Raw genomic sequence first — 24,631 nt, 5'->3', positions numbered from 1 at the left:
TCATTCCTCTATTTTAGTCGGACCAAATTTAAAACCTTAAACATGCAGATTCTATTAGGAGTTATTTTTCATTTTATCGGCGGCTTTGCTTCCGGCAGTTTCTATATCCCTTTCAAAAAAGTTAAAGGCTGGGCCTGGGAAACTTACTGGATTGTTGGTGGTCTGTTCTCCTGGTTAATCGTACCTCCACTTGCAGCTTACCTCACCATCCCCGGTTTTATGGACATCATTGTTCAAACCGATGGCAAGATCTTATTCCTGACTTACTTCTTTGGTCTGTTATGGGGCATTGGAGGCCTTACATATGGTTTGGGTGTCCGTTATCTGGGCATATCGCTGGGCAGTACCATTATACTCGGCCTGTGCTCGGTGTTTGGCGCCTTGATCCCTTCCTTGTATTATGATTTTAACCCTACAGCTGGTAAGGACAGCTTATCAGATATGGCTGCTTCCCAATGGGGGCAAATGGTATTGCTTGGTCTTTTGGTTTGCGTAGTGGGTATTGTGGTATGCGGGCTGGCGGGCAGCATGAAAGAGAAGGACCTGGTTGCTTCGGGCAAGGCCGATCCTTCAAATAAAGAATATAAACTGGGTATCGGTTTAATCGTATCCATTGTATCGGGTATTTTAAGTGCCTGTTTTGCCTTTGGTATTGATGCCGGTAAAGACATGGCCCATCATGCCAATGAGGCCTGGAAAGCACTGAATCCCGGACAGGGTGAATTCCTGTTCCAGAACAATGTAACCTATGTGGTAATCTTATGGGGTGGTTTAACCACCAACCTGTTCTGGTGTATGCTGCTCAATTCCCGCAATAAAACCTTTGGCGATTATTCGGATAAAAAAGCCCCGCTGCTTAAAAATTATATTTTCTCGGCACTGGCCGGAACCACCTGGTTTTTGCAGTTCTTTTTTTATGGCATGGGCGAAAGCAAGCTGGGTAACGGTGCCAGTGGCTGGATCCTGCACATGGCCTGTATCATTTTGGTGGCCAATGGCTGGGGCCTGTTCTTTAAAGAATGGTCGGGAGTAAAGAAAAAGACTTTTGGAACCGTAGTTGCGGGCATTGTAATCCTGATCTTATCCATACTCATTGTGGGTTATGGCAATTCAATTAAATAGAAACAATAAACAATTAATGAAATATTTTTATGAGTACTCGAACAACCGATTTTAAACATGTAAGCTATTTGTGGGATGATGCAAAGGCTGCTGAAATGGCCGGGGATGAAGTAGCATTGTTGATCTACCGTTCAAATTTACTGGGTGCAGATTTGCGCTTAACCAATTACGGTGGAGGTAACACCTCCTGCAAGGCCATGGCCAAAGACCCGCTTACCGGAGAAGAAAAAGAGGTAATGTGGGTAAAAGGGTCTGGCGGCGATTTGGGTACCTTAAAGAAAAGCGGCCTGGCCGCTTTATATGTTGACCGCCTGCGCAACCTTAAAAATGTTTACCGGGGTTTGGCATACGAAGATGAAATGGTGGAATTGTTTAACCATTGCATTTACGATCTGGACAGTAAAGCGCCTTCTATTGACACCCCTTTACATGGCTTTTTGCCTTTTAAACATATTGATCACCTGCATCCCGATGCAGCCATCGCTATTGCAGCTGCAAAAGATGGCGAACGCATTACCAAAGAATTGTTTAACGGAACAATTGGCTGGGTGCCATGGCAAAAACCTGGTTTTGAGCTGGGGCTGATGCTTCGTAAATGCCTGGACGAAAACCCTGGCATCAGGGGCATTATGTTAGGTTCACATGGTTTATTTACCTGGGGCGATACAGCTTACGAAAGCTATATAAATACCCTTGAAGTAATTGAAAGGTGTGCTGCATACCTGGATGAAAATTATGGTAAAAAAGGCCCGGTATTTGGCGGACAGAAAATTGAAAGTGCCGAAAAAACACAACGTGCAAAACAGGCCGCAGCTATTGCCCCTGTTTTAAGGGGGTTCTGCTCGAGCGAAAGAAACATGATCGGGCACTTTACCGATGACGCCAGGGTACTGGAATTTATCAATTCAAATGACCTGGACCGTCTGGCCCCTTTGGGTACCAGCTGTCCTGACCATTTCCTGAGGACTAAGATCAGCCCTCTGTTACTGAAACTGGATGCCAGCGAAGACCTGAGTGATGTGTCCTCCCTGAAAGAAAGGCTGGCCCCTGAATTTGAGGCTTACCGTAAAATGTATACCGAATATTACAATTCGTGCAAACATGCCAATAGCCCGGCCATACGTGATGCCAACCCGGTCATCATTTTATATCCAGGCATCGGAATGTTCTCGTTTTCAAAAGATAAACAAACGGCAAGGGTGGCTGCAGAATTCTACACCAACGCCATCAATGTAATGAAAGGCGCCGAAGCCATTTCTGAATACACTTCTTTACCGAGACAGGAAGCGTTTAACATTGAATACTGGCTGCTGGAGGAAGCAAAGCTGCAGCGCATGCCTAAGCCGAAAGCCTTGTCGGGAAAAATAGCCCTGATTACCGGAAGCGCAGGCGGGATTGGTAAAGCAATTGCTAAAAAGTTTGTAGAAGAAGGTGCTGTAGTGGTACTGAACGATATGAACGCAGAACGTCTGGAAGGTGCTGCTGAAGAGTTCAAAAACAAATATGGTAAAGACAGTTATGCCACTGCCTTGCTGAATGTAACCAGTGCTGAAGACATTAACGCTGCATTTGATGCTGCTGCGCTTGCTTTTGGCGGGGTAGATATTATTGTGAACAATGCAGGCCTTTCTATTTCGAAAACCATAGCAGACCATACCGAGAAGGATTGGGACCTGTTGTATGACGTATTGGTAAAAGGCCAGTTTTTCATTACCCAGGCTGCTGCAGCGGTAATGAAAAAACAGGATATCGGTGGTGATATCCTGAACATTGTAAGCAAAAACGCATTGGTAAGCGGGCCAAACAATGCGGGTTATGGCAGTGCCAAAGCAGCTCAGCTGCACTTAAGCAGGTTAAACGCTGCCGAACTTGGTGCAGATGGCATTCGTGTAAACGTGGTTAACCCTGATGCAGTGATCAGCGACAGCAATATCTGGGCTGGTGGCTGGGCCGAAGGCCGGGCAAAAGCTTACGGAATTACCGTGGCAGAGTTGCCAGCTTACTATGCAAAACGTACCTTGCTGAATGAAATAATTTTACCGGACGATATAGCCAATGCCTGCTTCGCTTTTGTAGGCGGCCTGCTTAATAAATCAACCGGAAATGTATTAAATGTGGATGGTGGTGTAGCCAACGCCTTTGTCCGTTAAAACCAAATATTATGATATTAGAGAACTATCAGATAGATTCACATAACAATGAGCTGTTGGCTAAACATCAGCGTAAACTTACCTTTGTTAAAGATGAGCTTGCCAATGCAGAGGAGATCATACAGAAACTGATTGACTTTCAGATCGGGATTCCCAGCTGGGCATTGGGCACAGGGGGTACACGTTTCGGACGTTTCTCCTCGGGCGGTGAGCCCCGCAACATCGAAGAAAAGATTGAAGACATCGGCCTGCTGCATAAACTAAATGCAGCAAGCGGAACCATATCCCTGCACATTCCATGGGATACGGCTGATAATGTACCGGCTATAAAAGCTTTGGTAGCACAGCATGGCCTGGGCTTTGATGCCATGAACTCGAATACCTTTCAGGACCAGGCCAACCAGGCGCACAGCTATAAATTCGGTTCCTTACAGCATGTAAACAAGGCGGTAAGAAAACAGGCCATTGAACACAACATTGAAGTGATCCGTCAGGGTGTGGAGCTGGGCTCTAAGGCACTTACGGTATGGCTGGCAGATGGCTCCTGTTTCCCCGGACAGCTGAACTTCAGGAAAGCCTTCCAGAACACATTGGAAAGCCTGCAGGAAATTTATGCAGCTTTGCCGGCCGACTGGAAAGTATTTGTAGAATATAAGGCTTTTGAGCCCAACTTCTATTCTACTACCGTGGGCGATTGGGGACAGTCCTTATTGTACGCCAGTAAACTAGGCCCTAAAGCCTTTACACTGGTCGACCTTGGTCACCATCTGCCGAATGCTAACATAGAGCAGATCGTTTCTTTATTGCTGATGGAAGGAAAGCTGGGCGGATTCCATTTCAACGATTCCAAATACGGCGATGACGACTTAACGGCAGGTAGCATGAAACCTTATCAGCTGTTCCTGATCTTTAATGAACTGGTGGAAGGAATGGATGCACGTGGTATGGACCACAGGAAAGACCTGGGCTGGATGATCGATGCCTCACATAATGTTAAAGACCCCTTAGAAGATCTGTTACAATCGGTTGAAGCCATTATGCTGGCCTATGCGCAGGCACTGTCAGTAGACCGTAAAGCATTGCAGCAGGCCCAGGAAGAAAATGATGTGGTGCGTGCCCAGGAAATATTACAACAGGCATTTCGTAGCGATCTGCGTCCTTTGGTAGCAGAAGCACGTTTACGTGCAGGTGCGGCCCTGGCTCCGCTTGAGCTGTTTAGAAATAGTAAGGTAAGACAAGAACTGATAAAAAGCCGTGGTTTAAAAACTGTAGCAACTGGATTATAATTGATGGGATTAAAGATGAAGGCAACTCCTGTAATAGCTGTATTTGATGTAGGGAAGACCAATAAAAAACTGTTCCTCTTTGATGAACATTATAAAATTGTTTTCGAAAGATCGGCCAGGTTTACAGAAACAGTAGATGAAGATGGTGACCCCTGCGAGAACCTGGAAAGCTTAAGGTTATCTGTTTTTGACTCCTTACGGGAAGTATTCAGAAATCCGGCTTTTGAAGTAAAATCAATCAACTTTGCTACTTATGGGGCAAGCTTTGTCTATATCGATGAAAATGGAAACCCACTGGCCCCTTTGTACAATTACCTTAAGGAATACCCGGAAAATTTAAAAGAACAGTTTTACAATACTTATGGTGGTATGGCAGCGTTTTCCAATCGTACTGCCTCTCCGGTATTGGGCAGCTTAAATTCCGGAATGCAGTTGTACCGGATCAAATATGAAAAGCCTGAGCTGTTTAAGCAGATCAGGTATGCACTCCATTTGCCCCAGTACCTGAGCTACCTGATCTCGGGCGAGGCGTATTCTGACCTGACCAGTATTGGTTGCCATACCAATCTCTGGGATTTTACGAAAAACGATTACCACGACTGGGTACGTAAGGAAGGCATCATCGATAAACTTGCACCCATCGTGCCCTCAGACAGCGTGATCCCGGCAGCATTCCCTGGTAACAATTACGCCGTTGGTGCCGGTTTCCACGACAGTTCTGCTGCCCTGGTCCCTTACCTGGTAAATTTCCATGAACCCTTTGTGCTCCTCTCTACCGGAACCTGGTGCATCAGCTTAAATCCTTTTAATGCTATTCCGCTCAGTACAGAAGAACTGGAGAACGACTGTCTCTGTTATTTACAATACGAAGGAAAGCCTGTAAAAGCATCTCGGCTGTTTGCAGGGTATGAACATGAACAGCAGGTAAAAAGGATTGCTGCCCATTTTGGTACAGATATCATTGCCTACCGTTCTGTTGCTTACGATCCTAAAATAGTTGAGGACTTACAACAATCAGATAAGGCTGCACCATTCAGGGCAGAAGAGACCAAAGGCTTAAAGGAATCACCTTTCGCCCAGCGCGACCTTAACGATTATCCCTCAGATGTTGTGGCCTATCACCGCCTGATCCTGGACCTGGTGAACCAGCAATATATTTCTACCAGGAGGGTACTGGATGGGACCGCAGTGAAACGCATATTTGTGGATGGGGGCTTTAGTAAAAACGTTATCTTTATGAATTTACTGGCCGCTGTTTTTCCTGATCTGGAAGTGTTTGCAGCCTATATGGCCCAGGCAACGGCAGTTGGTGCAGCACTGGCCATTCACCATTCATGGAATACAAAAGCCTTACCTAACGACATCATTGAACTAAAATATTACGCCGGCGGGAAGGTTTTATCCTAAATAACTGCTATATTAACCTGATGAAGCCGTTGAAGTTTTTTGATTACATACACGTTGACGAGTATTCCTCTACCCCGAAATACCTGCAGCTCACCAATTCTATTCTCAGTGCCATAGAAGCAGGTAAAATTCAGAAAGATTACCTGCTGCCCTCTATCAACGAACTGAGCTACGAGCTGGAAATCTCCAGAGATACCGCAGAAAAAGGGTATAAATACCTGAAAAAGATCGGCGTAGTGGGTTCTGTTCCAGGTAAAGGTTATTACATCATCAGTACCGATTTTAGGCGTACACTTAAGATATTCCTGCTGTTCAACAAACTCAGTGCCCATAAAAAGATTATCTACGATGCTTTTATCAAGGCTTTGGGCGATCATGTGGCTGTAGATTTTTATATCTACAACAACGATTTTAACCTGTTTAAAAAGCTGCTTTCCAACAATAAAGAAGAATATTCACATTATGTGATCATCCCTCATTTTATGGAAGGACATGACCATGTCCACGAAGTGATCAACCTGATCCCAAAAGAAAAGCTGGTAATGCTGGACAAACTGGTGCCGGGGGTAAGCGGCGAATATGCTGCGGTTTATGAGAACTTTGAAAATGACATTTACAATGCGCTGGAACAGGCAAGGGAACAGTTAAGTAAATACCATACCATTAAGATCATCATGCCTAAGCGCAGCTATTATCCCATCGAGATCTTAAAGGGCTTTTACCGTTTTTGTCAGCAGTACGCATTTACTTCTAAAGTGATCAACCAGATCCTGACAGAAGAAATAGGTGCCGGAGAGGTTTACATTAACCTGATGGAAGATGACCTGGTTATACTGATTGAAAGGATCATTAACCTGAAACTGAAGCTGGGCAAGGATGTTGGGGTGATCTCCTATAACGAAACCCCATTAAAAAAGATCATTTTAAACGGAATAACCACCATCTCTACGGATTTCAGGGAAATGGGAGAGATGACTGCTAAACTGATCCTCGACAATTCGAAAGCACATCTGGAAGTACCTTTTCATTTAACGCTCAGGGCTTCGTTGTAATAGAAGTTTTTGAGATGATGCCATCATTGGAAACAATACCACAGATATGTGGACCGTTGCGTATTAATCTTTAATTATTTTAAACTCGGTCCGTCTGTTTAGCTGGTGTTCTTGTTCGGTGCATTTTACGCCATTCAGGCAGCGGTTCAACAACTGCGTTTCTCCATATCCCCGGGGCTCTATTCTGGCTTTATCTATTCCTCGTGAAATGATATACCGGACAGCAGATTCTGCCCTTCTTTGCGACAAGGTGAAATTGTAGGCGTCATTTCCTCTGCTATCGGTATGTGAACCCAGTTCAATCCAGATCTTTGAATTGTCTTTCATGACCTGCACAAGTTTTTCCAGTTCCACCACAGCATCTGCCCGGATATTCCATTTATTAAAATCGTAATAGATGTTCTCCAGTCTGATGGGCTTATTGTTTTCCGTTGATGGAAGGGATACTTCCTTATTAACAGCTAGGGGCTCTGTCAGTGCTTTTACAGGGGCAATGGGTTTATCGGCTATTTTGGGCTCCAGACTATAAATATCATCACCGCCCTTACCGCCAAAACGATTGGATGAAAAATAAGATATCCCGGTATTTGCGTCGGTATTGAACGCAAAATCATCCTGGGGGGAATTGGCCGGGAATCCTAAATTTTCAATCTGATTTTCTCCGTAGGCTTTTTTATACCGCCTGAAAATATCCAGGCCACCCATTCCTGTCCTGCCATCGGTAGAAAAGTAAAATTCATCTGCTTTAGCCATAAACGGGGAACGTTCATTTCCTGCCGAGTTTACCTCGCGAAAATTAACTGCCTCGCCCCATTCACCGCCCTCATTTTTTTCTACGTAGTAAATGTCCGTTCCACCCAGGCCACCTGGCATATCTGAAACAAAATAAAGTCTGTTCCCGTCATTGGAAATAAAAGGGTCACCAACGGAATACGCATCTACCTTATTGTATTTAAAAGGAACGGCTTCATCCCACTTTTCATCGGTTTTTTTGCTGCTGTAAATCTCTACATTAATGGTCGCAATATTGTGTGCCCCTTTGGCCAGTTTTTCCGGGATCCGGGTTAGGGTAAAGTACATATAATTCCCGTCGGCAGTAAAACTTGCTGCTCCGATATGGTAATTGCTCTTTACATTGACCGGAAAAACCTGTACGCTATCGTTCTCTTGTTTGCTGTAAAGCCTGAGGTACCCGTTTCCTGTCCAGCCATAAACTTTCCTGTCAGGAAGCTTTGTAGCATCAAACTTCAAAAATGGTGTTTTCATTGGCTTGTTCCCGCTTGGATGCTCCCTGTCGGATGCGAATACCAGCGCGCGCTGATAAATTGCACTGCCCCATTCTGATTCAGGACCGTTTAGCAAACCAAGGTTATTGAGCTGAACCGGCTTCGGATTGCTCATCCATTTTATTGCGGAATCACAGGATGCCAGCAACTCGTTTTTTACATTCGGTGAAGTTGTATTTTCTTTGCTGAAGTAATTTAAATACTGTGCTTTGGCCGCACTGAATTTTGCATTCTGCTGTAGAGCCTTTGCATAGTTAAGCGTATTTTCAGGATTGCTTCCCGGTAGTTTTACCGCATTGGCGTACCAGCTTTCTGCAGCCTGGTAATCATTTTTGAAGCGGTACGCTTCTCCCAAACGCTGGGCGGCATGCACCGTGGCTTTCTTTTTATAAGCCTGCAGGTATAAAGTGATGGCCTTATTATAATTAAACAGCTCAAATTGCTGGTCGGCTTCCTTTAAAATATATTGTGCCCTTACAACACCAAGGTTCAACAGCGATACGGAAATGGTCAATATTAGCGATAGGATTCTCTTCATTTCTTTATATTTTTAAAAATAACGTGGACTTAACATCCGGGTTTTTTTGCGGTTAAAGAAGTAGCTGATAGACATTTCATGTGTTCCGTTACTGTAACCCCGCATTGCGCCCATTGAGAAATCGTAGGCATAACCTAGCCTTAAGTTCGGGGCAGGAAAAACCTGCACCGCTGCTACAGCCGAATTGAGGTTGGATAAGCCCTGCTGGATATAGGATTTTTGATATAGTTTAACCCCCGTACGGTAAGCCCCACCTACCCAGAACCTGTCGGCCAGGATAAGAAAAGCGCTTAGGTCCAGACTGGTAGGACCGCCACGGTCATCTTTCAACAGGAAGGATGGCTTTAACAGGACCTCGGCAGACAACGGCATCAATACACCTGCTGTGAGGTAAAAGTGCGGCTTAGGTTGCGGAATAAAAGCATGTTTCCTTACATCGATGTATTGCGACAGCAGGTTATCGATACTGAAGCCGGCATAGAATTGGTTATCTGAATAATATATCCCCGCCCTGGCATCCGGAACAATGGTACTTTGCAGCCCTACAGGCTGAAAAGGTTCCGGATCGTTCGGGTTAAGCAGCGCGCCATCTATTCCCAATTGCATTATACCTGCACTCAGGCCGAAGGCTAGTCTTGATGTTCCGTCGCTGTTCATTTTTAAACGATAGGCATAACTGGCATACGCAGAAAGGTTACTTTGTGCCCCCAGCTTGTCATTCGACACCTGGAAAGCCAGTCCAACATTACCATCATTAGCGACGGCATCTATTGCCAGCGACATTGTTTTCGGCGCACCTTCTATGCCCGTCCATTGGCTCCGGTAAAATGCATGGACGTTGAGTTGCTCCCGGTATCCAGCGTAAGCAGGATTGATATATATGCCATTAAACATATACTGGCTGAATTGTGCATCTTGTTGTGCCGAGACCGGTTGCACAAGGAAAAATATTAATCCTGTAATTGATAGTATTAGTTTCTTCATCTTATATCGTTTTGATCAGGACCAGGTAATTGAACCAACCCGGTCCTGTCTGTTTCCTATTTTTTAAATGCCCTGACAAGGGTTATATAACCTTTGAAAATTTCATATTGATTACTTCCAATGCGTTTTACCCTCAACACGTAATAATATGTACCTTCATTCAGGCCTTCTCCTGTCCAGCTATTCTGGTAACCTTTCTGTTTGAAGACCTCATTGCCCCACCTGTTAAAGATGGCCAGCTCATTGTCCTGGTATTGGTTTAACCCTCTGATCTCGAAAGTATCATTGATGCCATCCCCGTTTGGCGTAAACAGATTCGGTACGCGGATCTCAAAGAAGTTTGCATTGAGCGTTACCGTAGCCACATTTGTATAGTAGCCAAATGAATCTTTAACACGATACTGGAAAGTATCAGCTCCGGTATATCCCGGTGTAGGGCTGAAAGTAATGCTGCCGTCTGTATTAACTTTAACCGTACCGTGCTGAGGCTGTGTTACTATTTCAATGCTCAGCAGGTCAAGACTGGAATTACCCGGATCGTCGTTGGCCAGAACGGATATGATAATCGGGCTGTTCGCCTTGGTTTCTGCCTTATCGTCAACCGCAACCGGCGATTTCGGAACAGTAGTTACCGTTGGTGAATTATTGCCTTCCGCCGTTCCGGAAACATCCTGCACTGTAGCGCCAGAAGGCCCCTTGGCCTGTACAGTAGCCGTATTGCTGACCTGGCCCAGATCTTTATCGGCCTGTGTTAAGGTGTAAACCTCTGTTGTTACCACAGAAGCATCTGGCAATAAGCCGTTTGCCAGGGCAATGGCTTTATTGCTGATGCCAAGTTTGGTATCGCTCAGTTCTACCGTGTTTAAGGTTACATTACCCAGGTTCTTAATGCTGAAAGTATAGGTAACTTTGTTGCCGCTGAAACTGGCCGTCTTAACCAGTGAGATCAGGGCCTTTTGAGGAATGACTGTTACTGTTGGCGTATTGTTGCTTTCAGCCGTTCCGGATACGTCGCTTAGGGTTTGGCCGCTTGGCGACTTTGCAGTCACTGTGGCGCTATTGCTTACGCTTCCGGCATTTTTATCGGCCTGGCTCAAAGTGTAAACAGCCGTTTCTGTAATTGATATGCCGGGAGCCAGTGGCGCCGAAACGGTCCTGGTCAACCCAATTTTCGGATCATTGATGGTGATGGCCGACAAGGTTACGTTTCCTGTGTTCCTGATGCTGAAACTATAGGTTACAGTATTTGCGTCTGTACTTACCACACCTGTTTTAACAAGGGTAATTGCCGGGCTGGAAGCCATACTGATCACGGTTGCATCATTCGGTGCCGGTGTATTCGGATCGTCTGATTTAGGGTTACCGATGACATTTCCTTTTGGATCCTTACCGGAAACGGAAGCCTGGTTGCTGTAACTTCCATTGTCGACCTCTGTCTGGGTCAGGGTATGTTTAGCGGTTACCATGGCACTTGCGTTTGGTGCCAGGCTCGCAATGTTTGCAGGTAATATAGAACCTGCGTCTGCGCCCGCATCAGTTACCGCAACATTGTTCAAAGTAACATTCCCTGTATTGGTAACCACAATGGTATAACTGATCACATCACCTGCTTTTGTTCCTGTGTTGCCTGCAACCTTGGTTAAGCGCATGGAACCGTTTGATACAATGGTGCTTACCGTCGCATCATCTGCAGCAAGCGTATTCGGATCATCTGATTTTGGCGTTGAAACCACTAAACCTTTAGGGTCTTTGGCTGCAACAGCCGCCTGGTTACTATAGCTTCCGTTATCTACCTCGGCCTGCGTCAATGTATGTTTAGCGGTTACAGTGGCACTTGCATACGGTGCAAGTGCTGCAATAACTGCAGGGCTTACTGACCCCGCATCTGCACCCACATCGCTTACCACAATATTGCTCAGGCTTACATTGCCCGTATTGGTTACCACGAGGGTATAGTTGATCACATCGCCAGCTTTTGTCCCGGTATTGTTGGCTGCTTTGGTTAAATGCATGGCGCTATTCGGCACAATTGTGCTAACCGTTGCATCTTCTGGAGCAGGCGTATTCGGGTCATCTGATTTTGATGTTGAAACCACTGCATTTGCAGGGTCTTTGGCAACAACAGAGGCCTGGTTGCTATAGCTTCCATTGTCTACCTCTGTCTGGCTTAAAGTGTGTTTAGCCTTAACTGTAGCTGTTGCACCAGGTGCCAGGCTTGTAATGTTTGCAGGACTTACTGAACCAGCATCAGCACCTGCGTCACTCACCACTATATTGTTCAGGCTCACATTACCTGTGTTTTTCACTACAATGGTGTAATTGATCACATCTGCTGCCTTGCTGCCGGTATTATCTGCAACTTTCGTTAAAGCCATTGCCCCGGCAGGTACAATAGCAACTATTGTGGCATCATCCACCGCAGGCGTATTGGGGTCATCTGATTTAGGATTGCTGATCACGCTTCCTTTTGGCGTACTACCTGAAACCGAAGCCTGGTTGCTATATGTTCCGTTATCTACCTCTGTTTGTGTTAAGGTGTGTTTAGCGGTAACAGTTGCCGTTAAATTTGGTGCCAGGCTTACAACGCTTGCCGGTGTAATTGAGCCCGCATCTGCACCGGTATCAGTCACTGTAATATTGTTTAAAGTCACGTTACCTGTGTTTTTAACTACTATGGTGTAGTTAATGACGTCACCAGCCTTGCTGCCGGTATTGGCTGCCGCCTTGGTCAAAACCAGTGAACCGCTTTCGGAAATGTTCACTACTGTTGCATCGTCTGTAGCCGCTGTGTTCGGATCGTCAGATTTTGGTGTTGAAACAAGCGTCCCTTTAGTGTCCAGGGCAGCAACGGCAGCCTGGTTGCTGTAACTTCCGTTGTCGACATCACCTTGGGTCAGTGTATGTTTTGCACTTAAGGTGGTGCTTGCTCCCGGTGCTAAAACAGCTACACTTGCAGGTAAAACAGATCCTGCATCCGCGCCGGCATCGCTTACCACCACATTGCTTAAGGTCACATTACCGGTATTTTTTACTGCAATGGTGTAACTGATCACATCGCCGGCCTTTGTACCGGTATTATTTGCTGCTTTTGTCAAACTCATGGCGCCGTTTGGAACAATAGTAGCCACGGTAGGCTCATCGTTCGCCTCCGTTGTGCCCGATTTATCAGAAACATTGGCCCCGATTGCCGGACTAGCCGTAACTTCTGCAGTATTGATATACGTTCCTGCATCTACATCAGCTTGCGTAAGCACATGGCTTGCCGTAACAACAGCCGTTGCACCAGGGGCCAGCTGAGGGATCGGGCTATTGGCTACGACAGCATTTGCATCCGTAACCAGCAAATTGTTTAAGGTAACATTACCTGTATTCTTAACCGTCAAATTATAGTTTATGCTTTGTCCTGCCTGGTTCGGAATGCTGCCTGCGATTTCTTTGACCAGGGCGACTGCCGGAGCAGGGCTTATCTGTACTACTGTGGGTAAATCATCGCCCACGGTATTTCCGGAAACATCGGTAACCTCGGAAGCATCCGGTGCTTTTGCCAGTACCAGCGCGCTGTTGCTGAAACTGCCCAGGTCTACCTCTGCCTGGCTAAGGGTGTGTTTGGCCGTTACTTTAACTGTTGCCCCGGCCGCCAGTGAGGCTATGCCTGCAGGTGTAATGCTTCCTGCATCTGCGCCTGCATCTTCAATTACCAGGTCTGTTAAAGCAGAAGTACCGGTATTGTTTATGGTCAGCTCGTAACTGATCGCATCACCTGCTTTGCTCACCGAATTTAAAGCCGTTTTAACCAGGGTTAAAGATGAGCGGTAAACTGTCGTAGATACGGAAGATGTAACAGCAGAAATCCCGCTTTCTGAGGGCTGTGCCGTAACTGAATTCAGAATGGCCCCATCAAAAGCAGCAGGGATCTCTCCGTTTACATAAATGTTGATTCCATTTGCTGCTCCTGCCGGAAGATCGGCTGTGATATTGATATCTCCAGATCCGCTTGCAGCAGAAGCTGTTGCTGCACCAATATTCTCTACTGTCCAGTTCAAATTGCTTAGCGCAGCTGGTGCGGCATCATTTATGGACAGGTTTATCGCATCGCCTGTCCCTTCGTTTACCACTTTGATCAGGTAGCTGATCCTGTTGCCCGATCTTAATATTGCCGGTCCGCCTTTGATGACCTTAATTGCCGGCTGTCTGCTAACCGCTGTTGTAACCGGTGCGGAAGTTACCGGCGTGCCGGTTTCTACCGGGGTAACGCTGGCCGTATTGCTGATTGTTCCATTAAATGACGAAGAAACCGTACCGGTAATATTGATCACAATACGATCGGCCGCGGCTGATGGCAGGTCGGCATTTACTGAAATGTTATTGCCCGTACCCTGATCTGCTGATAAAATTGCAGTTGTGCCTTCTGCGGTTACAGTCCAGCTTACATTGCTGATCTCTGGCGGAACAACATCTGCGATAAGCGCATTCAATGCCGTACTCGGACCATTGTTTTTAACTATAACCTGGTAGTTAATCGTTTCACCGGCCGATACATTTGCCGGACCACTTTTCGAGATCACGAAATCTACTGCTGGCGTAACGGATGTGGACGCTGAACTCTGAACTTGTGGAATACCCGGCTCTGATGGGGTAGCAGTAGCGGTATTTCCCAATGTATTTTTGAACAAGGGATTAATTGTACCGCTGATCAATACATCTATGCTTCCATTTGCAGGGATGTTAGCGGTTAACGACACGTTGTTTCCGGTTCCCGTAGCGCCAGACAGCATATTCGCACCGTCTGCAGTTGTACTGGTCCAGCTCACATTTTCAACACTGCCGGGAACAGCATCTGATAAAATAGTATTCAATGCATCAGAAGGTCCTGAATTGCTCAGTTTAAGGACATAGGTAATGCCCTCGCCACCTGAAGAAAGCGTCGGGGCAGATTTCGTGAGCAGCAGCGTAGGTGTCTGCTTCACTGTGGTAATGGCCGGAACAGAAACAACCGGAGGGTTTCCTGGTTCAGAAGGTGTAATAGTTGCTGTATTTGACACGCTTCCGGTTGCATTGGCAGCCAATATGCCATTAATGGTAACATAGATTTTTCCGCCCTTTGGAATATTTCCGGTCAGCGACAGCACATTTCCGCTGCCTGTTCCGTTGGCTGTAACCGCAGCACCACCCGAAACACTGGAAGACCAGGTCGGGTTAAGGATCCCGGCAGGAATATTATCTGTTAATATTGCTCCTGTAGCATTACTAGGCCCATTGTTGCCCAGTTCTATGGTGTATACGATAGGCTGTCCGGCACTCATTGTACTTGCAGCAGATTTAATAATGGTAAGGTTCGTTAATTTATCTACAACAGTATTGATTTCCGGTGATGATATTACAGGGTTGCTGCCTGTTTTAGCCGTTGCAGTATTTTTGATGGTACCTGCAAAATCCGGGTTAATGGTTCCTGTCACATCAAGCACCACACGAGCACCTGCAGGTATACCTGCATTTACCGCCACATTCCCCGTGCCGCTGTTTGCTCCGGAAATGATTGCCGCTGTGCCATCGGCTGAGGCCTGCCATTGTACGGCATTAAGCTTGGCCGGTAAAAGGTCTGCAATGTCTACTGTAGCGGCATCACTTGGACCCGTATTGTCTACTTTAATTTTGTAAGTGATCTGGTTTCCTGCAGAAGCCGTAGCAGGCCCGGTTTTTTGTATCACTAATGTTGGGGTACTAATTATATTTGTACTTACCTGGGAATTGTTGTTTGCTGTGTTATAATCCGATACTCCAGAAGGCAAGGTTACCGTTGCGGTATTGGACAATGGGCCTAAAACAGCATTCGAAGGAATTCTTCCATTAATGGTAACCGTGATATAATTGTCCTGGCCACCAGAAATATCTGCGGTTAACTGTACATTGTTACCTGTACCGTTTGGTACCGAACTGATTCGTGCCGAACCTGTTGCGGTTGCCGTCCAGCTTACATCTGTAAGCAAGGCATTCACATTGTCTGTAATTACAAGGTTGTTAACATCAACCGAACCATTGTTGTACACATTTACCGTATAGGTAATGTTCTCTCCGGCCGAAGCCGTTTGCGGACCAGCCTTGATCACAGCAATGTCTGTGGAGCGGTTAACACTTGTCGATACCGAACTGCCTTTAACTACGCCTGAAGTTGCTTCCGCTTTATTTGTGAAGGTAGAACCTGCACTTTGTTTGATCACTCCGTTAATGGTGATGAGTACACTGTTGCTGCCTGTCGGAATATCTGCAACAGTATATACATTGTTCGTTGTACCCGATGATGCTGAGCCCGCTTTAATTAAAGCGTTACCATTAACCGTTGCCGTCCAGTTGAGTACCTCAACATCATCTGGCACGTTGTCTACAATAAAGGCCTCGGTAATGTCGCCCGAACCGGTATTTTTAACCAGGATCGTATAGGTGATCTGATCACCTACATTTGCATTTGCAGGTCCGGATTTGGCTACTGTAAAGTTCGGATCGTTGTCTATAACGGTATTAAAAGTTGAAGTATTGTTTCCGGGCTCCGGATCTGTAATACCGGCAGCAACAGTTGCAGTTGCCATATTCGAGATCGAAGCCGCATCGGCCAGCGAAGGGCTTACCAATGCCTTGATCTTTACTTCTATGATCCCTGAAACCGGGGCAATATCTGCTGTCAGGTTAACATTCCCCGTTCCCGAAGCTACGCTTACACTGGAGCCCGCAGTGGCCGTGGCGGTCCATGTTGCAGATCCCGGGACAATACCGGCAGGCAGGTTATCAGCAATCGTTGTGCCTGTAGCCGTACTTGGGCCCTGGTTGGTAATTTTTAAGGTATAGGCTATTTCTTCACCGGCCTTGGCATTCGCAGGGCCGGATTTCACCATCCTTACATTGGCTTTACGTGCAATTGCCGTAGTTACCACAGCGCTGGCCGGACTTGGATCTGTAACCCCCGATGGTGGTGTTGTAGTGGCAGTATTGATCACATTTGCATCCTCGTAGGCAGGATCTACCGTGCCAACCAAAGTAACAATAACCTTATCTGTCCCTCCGGCTTTCAGCGAGGCGCTGAGGTTCAGGTTTCCGGTACCGCTGCTTACATTGGTCGTAGCAGTACCCTGGGTAACAACAGTCCAGCTGGCGTTGATGATGGCCGCCGGAAGCAGATCGCCGATCGTGGCCCCGGTTACGTCTCCCGGCCCCTGGTTCTCCACAGTAATGGTATAAGTAGCCTTTTCACCGGCAAAAAGACTGGTCGGTCCGGTCTTGGAAATCCTAAGGTCCGCCTGCTTGCTTATTGAAGTACCCGCAGTATTGGAGTTAACCACCGGGTTTCCTGATTCTGCAGGTGTAACCGAAGCGGTATTGCTTATCGATGTACCGGTAAATGCCGGGTTTAGTTTCCCTGTGATCTGTACCAAAACCGTGTTGGCCTCTCCAGCAGGAAGGTTGGCTTTAACATTCACTGCATTCCCGGTTCCTGCAGCCCCAAAAGTTATGTTTGCGGCTCCACTTGCCAAAGCCGTCCAGCTTACATTCTGTATATCGGCAGGAACAGCATCGGCAATGCTTGCATTTAAAGCATTACTCGGACCGGTATTTTTAATCAGCAATGTATAGTTTATCAGCTCGCCTGCATTAGCAGACACAGGAGCTGATTTTACGATGGAAATATTGCTCCTGTTAGCAATAACCGTATTTACCGAATTGGAATTGACCGTAATGCCCGTCTCTGCCGGAGTTGCTGTCGCTGTATTTGAAATGGTTGTATTTAACTGGTTTGCCGGGATGGTTCCGCTAATGGTTATCCGGATCTTATTGGCATCGCCAACATTCAGGTTTCCGGCCAGGGCCAGGTTTCCTGTGCCTGATGCCATGGTAACAGTTGAGGTTCCGCTGGCAAGGGCAGTCCAGGTAACGTTGGTCAGAACCGCAGGCAACACATCTGCTATCGCCAGGTTATCGGCATTAGACGGACCTGCATTAACCGCATCTATAATATAGGTAACCGTTTCCCCGGCTTTGGCTGTAGCCGGTCCGGTTTTAATTAAACTAACCGAAGGTGTTTTGTTTACCTGGGTGGTTATGATATTTGATGTTTTAGCCGAAGCCCCGCTTTCTGCAGGTGTTACCGTTGCAGTGTTTACCAGGCTGGCATTTGCCGATGGATTTACTTTTCCGTTTATGGTAACCGAAATTTCATTTCCCGTTCCCGCCGGAATATTGCCCAGTACATTGATGTTGTTTCCTGTGCCACTTGCCGGGCCGTTAATGCTGGCTGTACCGCTTGCCGTTGCAGTCCAGGTTACGTTCTGGATGGCTGCAGGAACATTATCTGTAATTGCTGCCAAATCGGCATTAGCAGTAGCGTTGTTTTTAACTTTTAAAGTGTAGCTGATGTTTTGACCTGCACTGATGTTTTCCGGACCCGTCTTCTCTATAGAAAGCACCGGTATTTTCTGCACCACAGTGTTAACTGTTGAAGTTTTTGCTGAGGTACCTGTTTCTGCAGGTGTTGCTGTTGCTGTATTGCTCAATGAACCCTTGTAGGCGGGGCTAACCTTTCCGCTGATGTGCAGTGTGATTTTGTTTACTGCACCTGCAGGGATATTTCCTGTCAAAATGATATTATTCCCAGTTCCTGAAGCAGCCCCATTTACAGTAGCAGCTCCTGCCGTAACAGCCGTCCAGCTTATTGCACTGATTTCTGAAGGAATGAGATCTTTCATCTCCAGGTTTTGTGCATCGGCGGTGCTGGTATTAATGACATCTATACTATAGCTGATGTCGGCACCCGAAATAACTGAGGAGGGACCATTTTTGGTAATTGATACCGCAGGCAGCCTGTTTATCGTTGTAGTAACAGAGGATTGCGGTGAAGCACTGTTTTGCTCGCTTGCCGTTACGCTTGCGGTATTGGTTACGCTTCCATTATAGCCTGCACTTGCTTTACCGGTAATGGTTACAACTACTTTATTGCCTGCTCCGGCCGGAACATTGGCCACAGTCTGAAGGTTGTTCCCATTCCCGGTCCCACCGCTAACTATTATTACACCACCCGTTGTAGCGGCGGTCCAGGAAGGGTTTTGTATTTCAGCAGGAATTAAATCGGTAATTGCTGCATTCAGAGCATCGCTTGGCCCGGTATTTCCAACTTCTATGGTATAGGTGATATTGGTACCGGAAATTACCGAGGATGGCCCGTTCTTGGCTATCGTTAATCCTGATTTTGTATTTACTGCAGTCTTCACTTCATTTGAAGTCACCGGTACAACACCAGCTTCGGCCGGGGCAACCGTTGCCGAATTGATGATATTGCCCAGCAGTTCCGAACTTACTTTTCCGGTAACATTGATCTGTACGGTACTGTTCGCATTAAAATTTCCGGTCAGGCTCAGGGCATTTCCTGTTCCGCTTGCACCGGCGGTAATGCTGGCGGTACCATCTGTAACGCTGCTTGTCCAGGCCACGTTGGTAATACCCGAAGGGATATTATCGGTAATTACCGTGTTTAAACTATTGGAAGGGCCAGTGTTTCTTATAGTTAGAGTATAGGCAATGGTATTACCGGCAATTACTGTAGCAGGGCCGTTCTTTACAATTGTAAACACAGGTTTCCTGTTAATGCCGGTTACTGCTTGCGCCTGTACAGGTGTACTGCCCGCTTCCTGTGGTGTAGCAACAGCAGTATTTGTAATGGAGCCAGCATAATCGGGCTTTACCGTTCCCGTTACATTTAAAATTACTTTATGCTGTGCGCCCGCCGGGACGTTCGCAATCAGGTTAATGTTATTTCCTGAGCCGGTAGCTTCGCTTGTTACAGCTGCGCCGCCCTGAGCCTGGCTCGTCCAGCTTACATTGGTCAGAGCCGCCGGAACAAGATCAGTAATCTGAACTCCGGTTGCATTACTTGGCCCGTTGTTTCCTACTTCAATCCTGTAGGTAACTGCGTCTCCGGCTGCTGCCGAAGATAGCCCTGCTTTTGACACCACAATTCCGGATGAACTGGTTACATTCGCATTTACCGAAGAGTTGCTTCCCGAACCCTGAGGCTCTGCAGGCAGCACGGAAGCGGTATTGATAACATTGCCAGTAGTCCCAGGGTTTAATGTTCCGCTGATACTGACGCTGATATAGTTATTTGCGTTTCCTGCCGGAATATTGGCCCTAACTGCCACAGCATTGCCATTTCCGGAACTTCCCGAAACCAGCGTGGCTGCCCCATTAGGCGTAGCTGTCCAGCTTACATTTTCTACCGATGCAGGTACGGCATCATTGATCGCAGCATTGATGGCATCACTGCTTCCGGTATTTACAATTTTAAGGGTATAATTTACCACAGCGCCTGCTGTTAAGCCCGAAGCCCCCGATTTGGTGATGGCCAGGACAGGCTTGCTCACAATTGTGGTATTGTCTGTCGATTCATTATTGCTTCCTGTCGGGTCGGTTATTCCGGCAGGTACGGTTAAAACCGCCTTATTTGTTAACGTACCGGTGGCAGCCGCAGCCACTTTTCCGGTAATGGTTAAACCGGCATTTTGTCTGCTGGCCAGGGTTAAACCGGACCACTCTCCTGTGGCAGCATTATAAGTGCCTGCCGAAGCATTATAGCTGGCCCCGGTAAAGCCTGAAGGCAGAACATCGGTAATTTTTAAAACATCAGCAGCGGTCATAGTACTTGTACCTTTGTTGCTCACCGTTATGGTGTAGGTTAAGGTTTCGCCAGCTATCGCGGGTTTTGGCACTGCCGTTTTGGTAATTTCAAAATCGATAGAACGGCTAACTGCAGTTTGTTCGGTAGCGGTGTTGTTTGCCGTATTGTTATCGTTAGTGCCAGCTGGAGCAGTAATGCTCACGGTATTGCTCAGCGTTGCTACAGCATTTGCTGCCACAGTACCCGTAATAGTTAAAGTTGCAGTTTGTCCCTGGGTTAATGTTAAACCGGTCCAGTTGCCGGTATTCTTGTCAAAAGTGCCGGTTGATGGGCTAAAGGTTGAGGCGGTATAATTTGCGGGAAAGTTTTCGTTCAGTTTTATAACATCTGATGCCAGTAAAGCCGAAGGGCCATTGTTGCTTAAAGTAAGGGTATAGGTTAGGTTGTTACCCGCAATTACAGGTTTTGGCGACGATGTTTTGCTAATGCCCAGATCAAGCTGCCGGTTGATTACCGTATTGTCGGTTTTACTGTTGTTACTGATGTTCGGATCAGAGATTGTGGTCGGAACAGCTACAGAAACCGTATTGGTCAGCGTTCCGCTTGCTGTTGCGGCCACTGTACCTGCAATGGTTAAAATTGCCTGCTGCCCTGCTGCCAGGGTAAGGCCGTTCCAGTTTCCATTAGCCGGGTTAAACGTTCCGGCAGAAGCCGTAAAAGTTGAGGCCGTATAGCCTGCCGGGAAATTTTCTGTCAGGACGAAAACATCGGAAGTTTTAAGTGTACTCGGCCCGTTGTTTTTTAAAGTAATCGTATAATTAAGTGCCTGCCCGGCAATTGCAGGCTTTGGCGTTGCTGTTTTATTGATCTCTATGTCTGCCGAAGGTACAGGAACAACGGTATTCAAAGTTGAGGTATTGTTTGCTCCATCCGGATCTGTTTCTGTGCCGGAGATCGTGGCCACATTGGTATAATCGGCCGCGATGGCATTGGCATTCACGCGGGCAATGATGGTAAGGCTTTGGATAGCGCCATTTCCGAGATTACCCAGCAGCCATATCCCATTTGCAGCCGTATAATTTGCGGAAGAACTGCTTACAAAAGTATACCCAGCTTTTAAAACATCCGTAACCTGAACCCCGCTTGCATCACTTGGTCCATTGTTTTTAGCCGTTATGGTGAAGGTTACATTCTCTCCAACTTTTGGAGCTGTTTTATCAACCGTTTTGCTCAGCTGCAAATCGGTCCTTTTGGTATACGTAATTTTCACATCATCGGCAGAAACCGCACAAGGACCATTACTGATGGTCCACCTTAACGTTGCGCTGGTATTTTCTGCAATGGTTACGGTAGTATTGCGGTTAGCTGGATCGTCTATCGTTGCTGTTCCGCTTGCTACGGTCCATAAACCTGTTCCAACAGCTGGTGCATTACCCTGTAAAGTAAATACACCGGAATTGAACTGTTCTGCATCCTGACCTGCATTTGCTGTAGTAGGCGACTGGTTAACCGTAACGGTAAGCACATTGGAGGACACTGAAGAACAGGCAACCGAATTGAGTGTGGAAATTGTTGTCCTTCTGAACTGAGTTGTTGCTGTTAAGGCCGCAGTTGGGGTATAGGTGGCCGATGTTGCATTGTTAATGCTTGTCCATACGGTCCCGTTCGTAGAACTTTCCCACTTGTAGCTGAGTGTGGCACCTGCAGAGCCGCTTCCGTTGGTAACCGAAGTAAAGGCAGCCGGAATTGTTCCGGTACAGATGCTTTGGTCTGCCCCGATGGTTCCGGCCCCTGTTATATTCTGAACTGTAATGGTAACAGGATTGGTAGCAGCCTCACAAGATACACCATTTAGTGTTGTACTGTAAACCCTCCTGAACTGTGTACTGGCTGTAAGCGCTGCAGGGGCATAAGTGGTGCTGGCTGCACCGGGTATGGCCGTCCAGGAAGTTCCGCCATCAGCAGACTGTTCCCATCTGTAAGCAGCGGTCGCCCCGGAAGTTCCGCCGCTTCCCGCTGTTGAAGAAGTTAATGCTGCAGGTGCCGAACCATTACAAATGGTTTGATTGCCGGCAATGCCGCCAGCATTAACTGCGACCTGTACAGTAACTACAATTTCAGTATAATCACTTTCGCAGCTTCCATTGGTCTGGGTAACAAAATAACTGGTATTTCCGGCAGTTGTTGTGCTTGGTACCGGTGCATTTAAAGAGGATACCCCGCCTTTGTTCCTGTACCACAATAAGGTATTCCCATTTGTAGGCGTAGCAGAAAGTGCTGCTGCTGTAGAATTCAGGCAATAGGTAGCTGTTGTAACCGCCGTTGGTTTAGCCGAAACTGTTGCAATGGTATTGCTTGCGGTATTGTTACCCTGGTTGGCCGCAACTTCTATATTCGCATTGGAGTTATTTAAATAATTTACCTGTATATCGTCCAGGTACGAACTTACACCTGACGGAACCTTAATGCGGTAACTTATCGGCGAAGCACTTGCCCCTGAAGCCAGATTACCCCCTGTATATGTATAAGTGTAAACATAGTTAGAACCAGAGGTAGTCCTGGCACTTAATGTCCAGTTCGGGTTGGAAAGTGCGGTAAAAGTATAACTGGTCGGATAGGTTTTGGTTACTACGATCTTATTTCCAGAGGTGGCCACCGCACCAACATTGGAAACCACCACATTAAAATCATTTCCGCTGGCCGCATTAAGACATGGAACAGCAGCCGTTTTTGAAATCGTAAGATCGACATCTTCAGCCAATACCGGCGTATTTACCACAGCAACGTTGTTCTCCGGGTCCAGGTCGGTGATATCTGTAGGATTGATGGTTGCCGTATTTCTAAGCGTGTTCCCGGCAGGTACAGCACTTAATGTTCCCGTAACGGTAATTTTTCCTGTTGCCCCCGCGGCCATGTTCAGGCTGCCCAGGATCTCGTTCGTTGTACCTGTTTTATTTACCGTAGTCCCCGCTAAAAAACCAGTATGACTTACGCTGCTAATATTAAATGCGCTCAATGGGATCAGAACACCATTGGCATCTGTTAATCTGTCTTTAAACTCTATATTATTAAGTGCAACACTGTTGTCGTTTACTACTTCAACGGTATAGGTCACCTGATTGGCATTGCCGCTGGAAATTGTGCGCAGTACGTCTTTATCTGCTCTCTTGCCAGCCCTCACGTTTCCAGGAGTAGTTACAGAGAGGTTGCGGATCTCGTGGTTGTTTTGCGAACCGCCCGTAGCAGAAGTGAAACCGACTTTCAAAGTAGAAGGAGGCGTATAGCTCACTCCCTGCTGATCGACCAGTGTATAGGTGAATGCTTGTGTTAAGGCTCCGGTAGGTGTCGTTGCCCATCTTACGATAATATCATATTTACCGGTAGTGTTTGGTTTTATTTCTACCTGCACCCTGCGGTAAAACGAAGCATCAGCAGGTCTGGTTGCAGTGTTTGTAGTATACTGTATCTGTGTCCCACCCGGAGGGTTTGCAGTTGCCAGAATTCTGTAATTATCTGATTCCCGGCCTCTCACGGTGATGCTATTGGGTACCCTGACTGCAGTAACTCCCGGCGCAGTACCTCCGGGCGTCCCGGCTGCGGCAGAAAAGTTTCCGAACTCATCCAGGGCAATACCAAGGTAAGCCCCTTTTAAGCCGGCCTGGCTTGGTGTCACATCCGTTCTCGGTGTATAACCCAAAGCTGCGCCTGTACCTCCCAATACAAATTGGCCGGATGTAACAGAACCATCAAACAGGAAAACCACGATGCCATCCGCGCCGTTGTTATTGTCGTCATGCCAGGTTTTATATTCAAAATCGAGCAATACCCCCAGCGTCGATGGAAATGCCTTATCTATATAAGCAAATCCCCTTTTGTTACCAATATTAGGGGTAAGCCTCAACCAGCCCTGATTTACATTGTCGACACTGCCCGAGGTCAAAATGGCATCGCCACCCATCACAATACCGGGGGCGGTACTTCTCTTAAAATTCTCGGTTAAAGTAAATTGTGAAAAAGCTGCAGTGCAGATAAAAAACTGCGCAATAAAAAAAAGAAGACTACGTTTGTTCATGAAAACAGTTAAAATGTTTGGCTTACACGCGGAACGGGGATGAGGCTTCCGCGCTGCAAAAATTCATGAATAAATTT

8 protein-coding genes are annotated in these 24,631 nt (G+C 46.8%); 5 read left to right on the top strand and 3 right to left on the bottom strand.

Translation table 11 applies throughout. From position 1 onward, the window contains the following. Window positions 1-42 precede the first annotated feature (42 nt). Genes rhaT through HDC92_RS12355 form a run of 5 tightly spaced genes read left to right on the top strand, consistent with a single transcriptional unit; the run spans window position 43 to window position 7,017 of the window. Window positions 43-1,122: an L-rhamnose/proton symporter RhaT gene (gene rhaT / locus HDC92_RS12375; RefSeq protein ID WP_183874844.1), complete on the top strand. Its 1,080-nt coding sequence runs from the start codon at window positions 43-45 to the stop codon at window positions 1,120-1,122. Window positions 1,123-1,151: 29 nt separating this feature from the next. Then, window positions 1,152-3,272, top strand: coding sequence for a bifunctional aldolase/short-chain dehydrogenase (locus HDC92_RS12370; RefSeq protein ID WP_183874842.1), 2,121 nt, complete (start codon window positions 1,152-1,154; stop codon window positions 3,270-3,272). Window positions 3,273-3,283: 11 nt separating this feature from the next. Then, complete coding sequence (locus tag HDC92_RS12365) at window positions 3,284-4,558, top strand: TIM barrel protein (protein WP_183874840.1); 1,275 nt, start codon at window positions 3,284-3,286, stop codon at window positions 4,556-4,558. A 15-nt stretch (window positions 4,559-4,573) separates the two neighbouring features. Next, window positions 4,574-5,965 carry an FGGY-family carbohydrate kinase gene (locus HDC92_RS12360; protein WP_183874838.1) on the top strand — a complete coding sequence of 464 codons (1,392 nt, stop codon included), beginning with the start codon at window positions 4,574-4,576 and terminating at the stop codon, window positions 5,963-5,965. Window positions 5,966-5,985: 20 nt separating this feature from the next. After that, window positions 5,986-7,017, top strand: a complete 1,032-nt coding sequence (locus HDC92_RS12355; RefSeq protein WP_183874835.1) for a GntR family transcriptional regulator — start codon at window positions 5,986-5,988, stop codon at window positions 7,015-7,017. A gap of 63 nt (window positions 7,018-7,080) precedes the next feature. Here HDC92_RS12355 and HDC92_RS12350 read toward each other — a convergent pair whose 3' ends face one another. From HDC92_RS12350 to HDC92_RS12340, 3 genes are read right to left on the bottom strand one after another with little or no spacing between them, the layout of a single operon-like run. Next, the gene (locus HDC92_RS12350) at window positions 7,081-8,841 is read right to left on the bottom strand and encodes an OmpA family protein (protein ID WP_183874833.1); all 1,761 of its coding nucleotides are present in this window, start codon (window positions 8,839-8,841) and stop codon (window positions 7,081-7,083) included. A 12-nt stretch (window positions 8,842-8,853) separates the two neighbouring features. Beyond that, window positions 8,854-9,825 carry a type IX secretion system membrane protein PorP/SprF gene (locus HDC92_RS12345; protein ID WP_183874831.1) on the bottom strand — a complete coding sequence of 324 codons (972 nt, stop codon included), beginning with the start codon at window positions 9,823-9,825 and terminating at the stop codon, window positions 8,854-8,856. Window positions 9,826-9,881: 56 nt separating this feature from the next. Beyond that, the gene (locus HDC92_RS12340; protein ID WP_183874829.1) at window positions 9,882-24,554 is read right to left on the bottom strand and encodes a gliding motility-associated C-terminal domain-containing protein; all 14,673 of its coding nucleotides are present in this window, start codon (window positions 24,552-24,554) and stop codon (window positions 9,882-9,884) included. Window positions 24,555-24,631: the final 77 nt, after the last annotated feature.

Origin of the sequence: Pedobacter sp. AK017, assembly GCF_014200825.1 — a bacterium.
GTDB classification, from domain to species: domain Bacteria; phylum Bacteroidota; class Bacteroidia; order Sphingobacteriales; family Sphingobacteriaceae; genus Pedobacter; species Pedobacter heparinus.
Note: the sequence above shows the minus strand (reverse complement) of the source record. Positions and strands in the feature narration are given on the sequence as shown.

Excerpts from the sequence above, each read along its gene's own strand:
- rhaT (WP_183874844.1), top strand. The coding sequence starts at position 43 with ATGCAGATTCTATTAGGAGTTATTTTTCATTTTATCGGCGGCTTTGCT.
- HDC92_RS12370 (WP_183874842.1), top strand. The coding sequence starts at position 1,152 with ATGAGTACTCGAACAACCGATTTTAAACATGTAAGCTATTTGTGGGAT.
- HDC92_RS12365 (WP_183874840.1), top strand. The coding sequence starts at position 3,284 with ATGATATTAGAGAACTATCAGATAGATTCACATAACAATGAGCTGTTG.
- HDC92_RS12360 (WP_183874838.1), top strand. The coding sequence starts at position 4,574 with ATGAAGGCAACTCCTGTAATAGCTGTATTTGATGTAGGGAAGACCAAT.
- HDC92_RS12355 (WP_183874835.1), top strand. The coding sequence starts at position 5,986 with ATGAAGCCGTTGAAGTTTTTTGATTACATACACGTTGACGAGTATTCC.
- HDC92_RS12350 (WP_183874833.1), bottom strand. The coding sequence starts at position 8,841 with ATGAAGAGAATCCTATCGCTAATATTGACCATTTCCGTATCGCTGTTG.
- HDC92_RS12345 (WP_183874831.1), bottom strand. The coding sequence starts at position 9,825 with ATGAAGAAACTAATACTATCAATTACAGGATTAATATTTTTCCTTGTG.
- HDC92_RS12340 (WP_183874829.1), bottom strand. The coding sequence starts at position 24,554 with ATGAACAAACGTAGTCTTCTTTTTTTTATTGCGCAGTTTTTTATCTGC.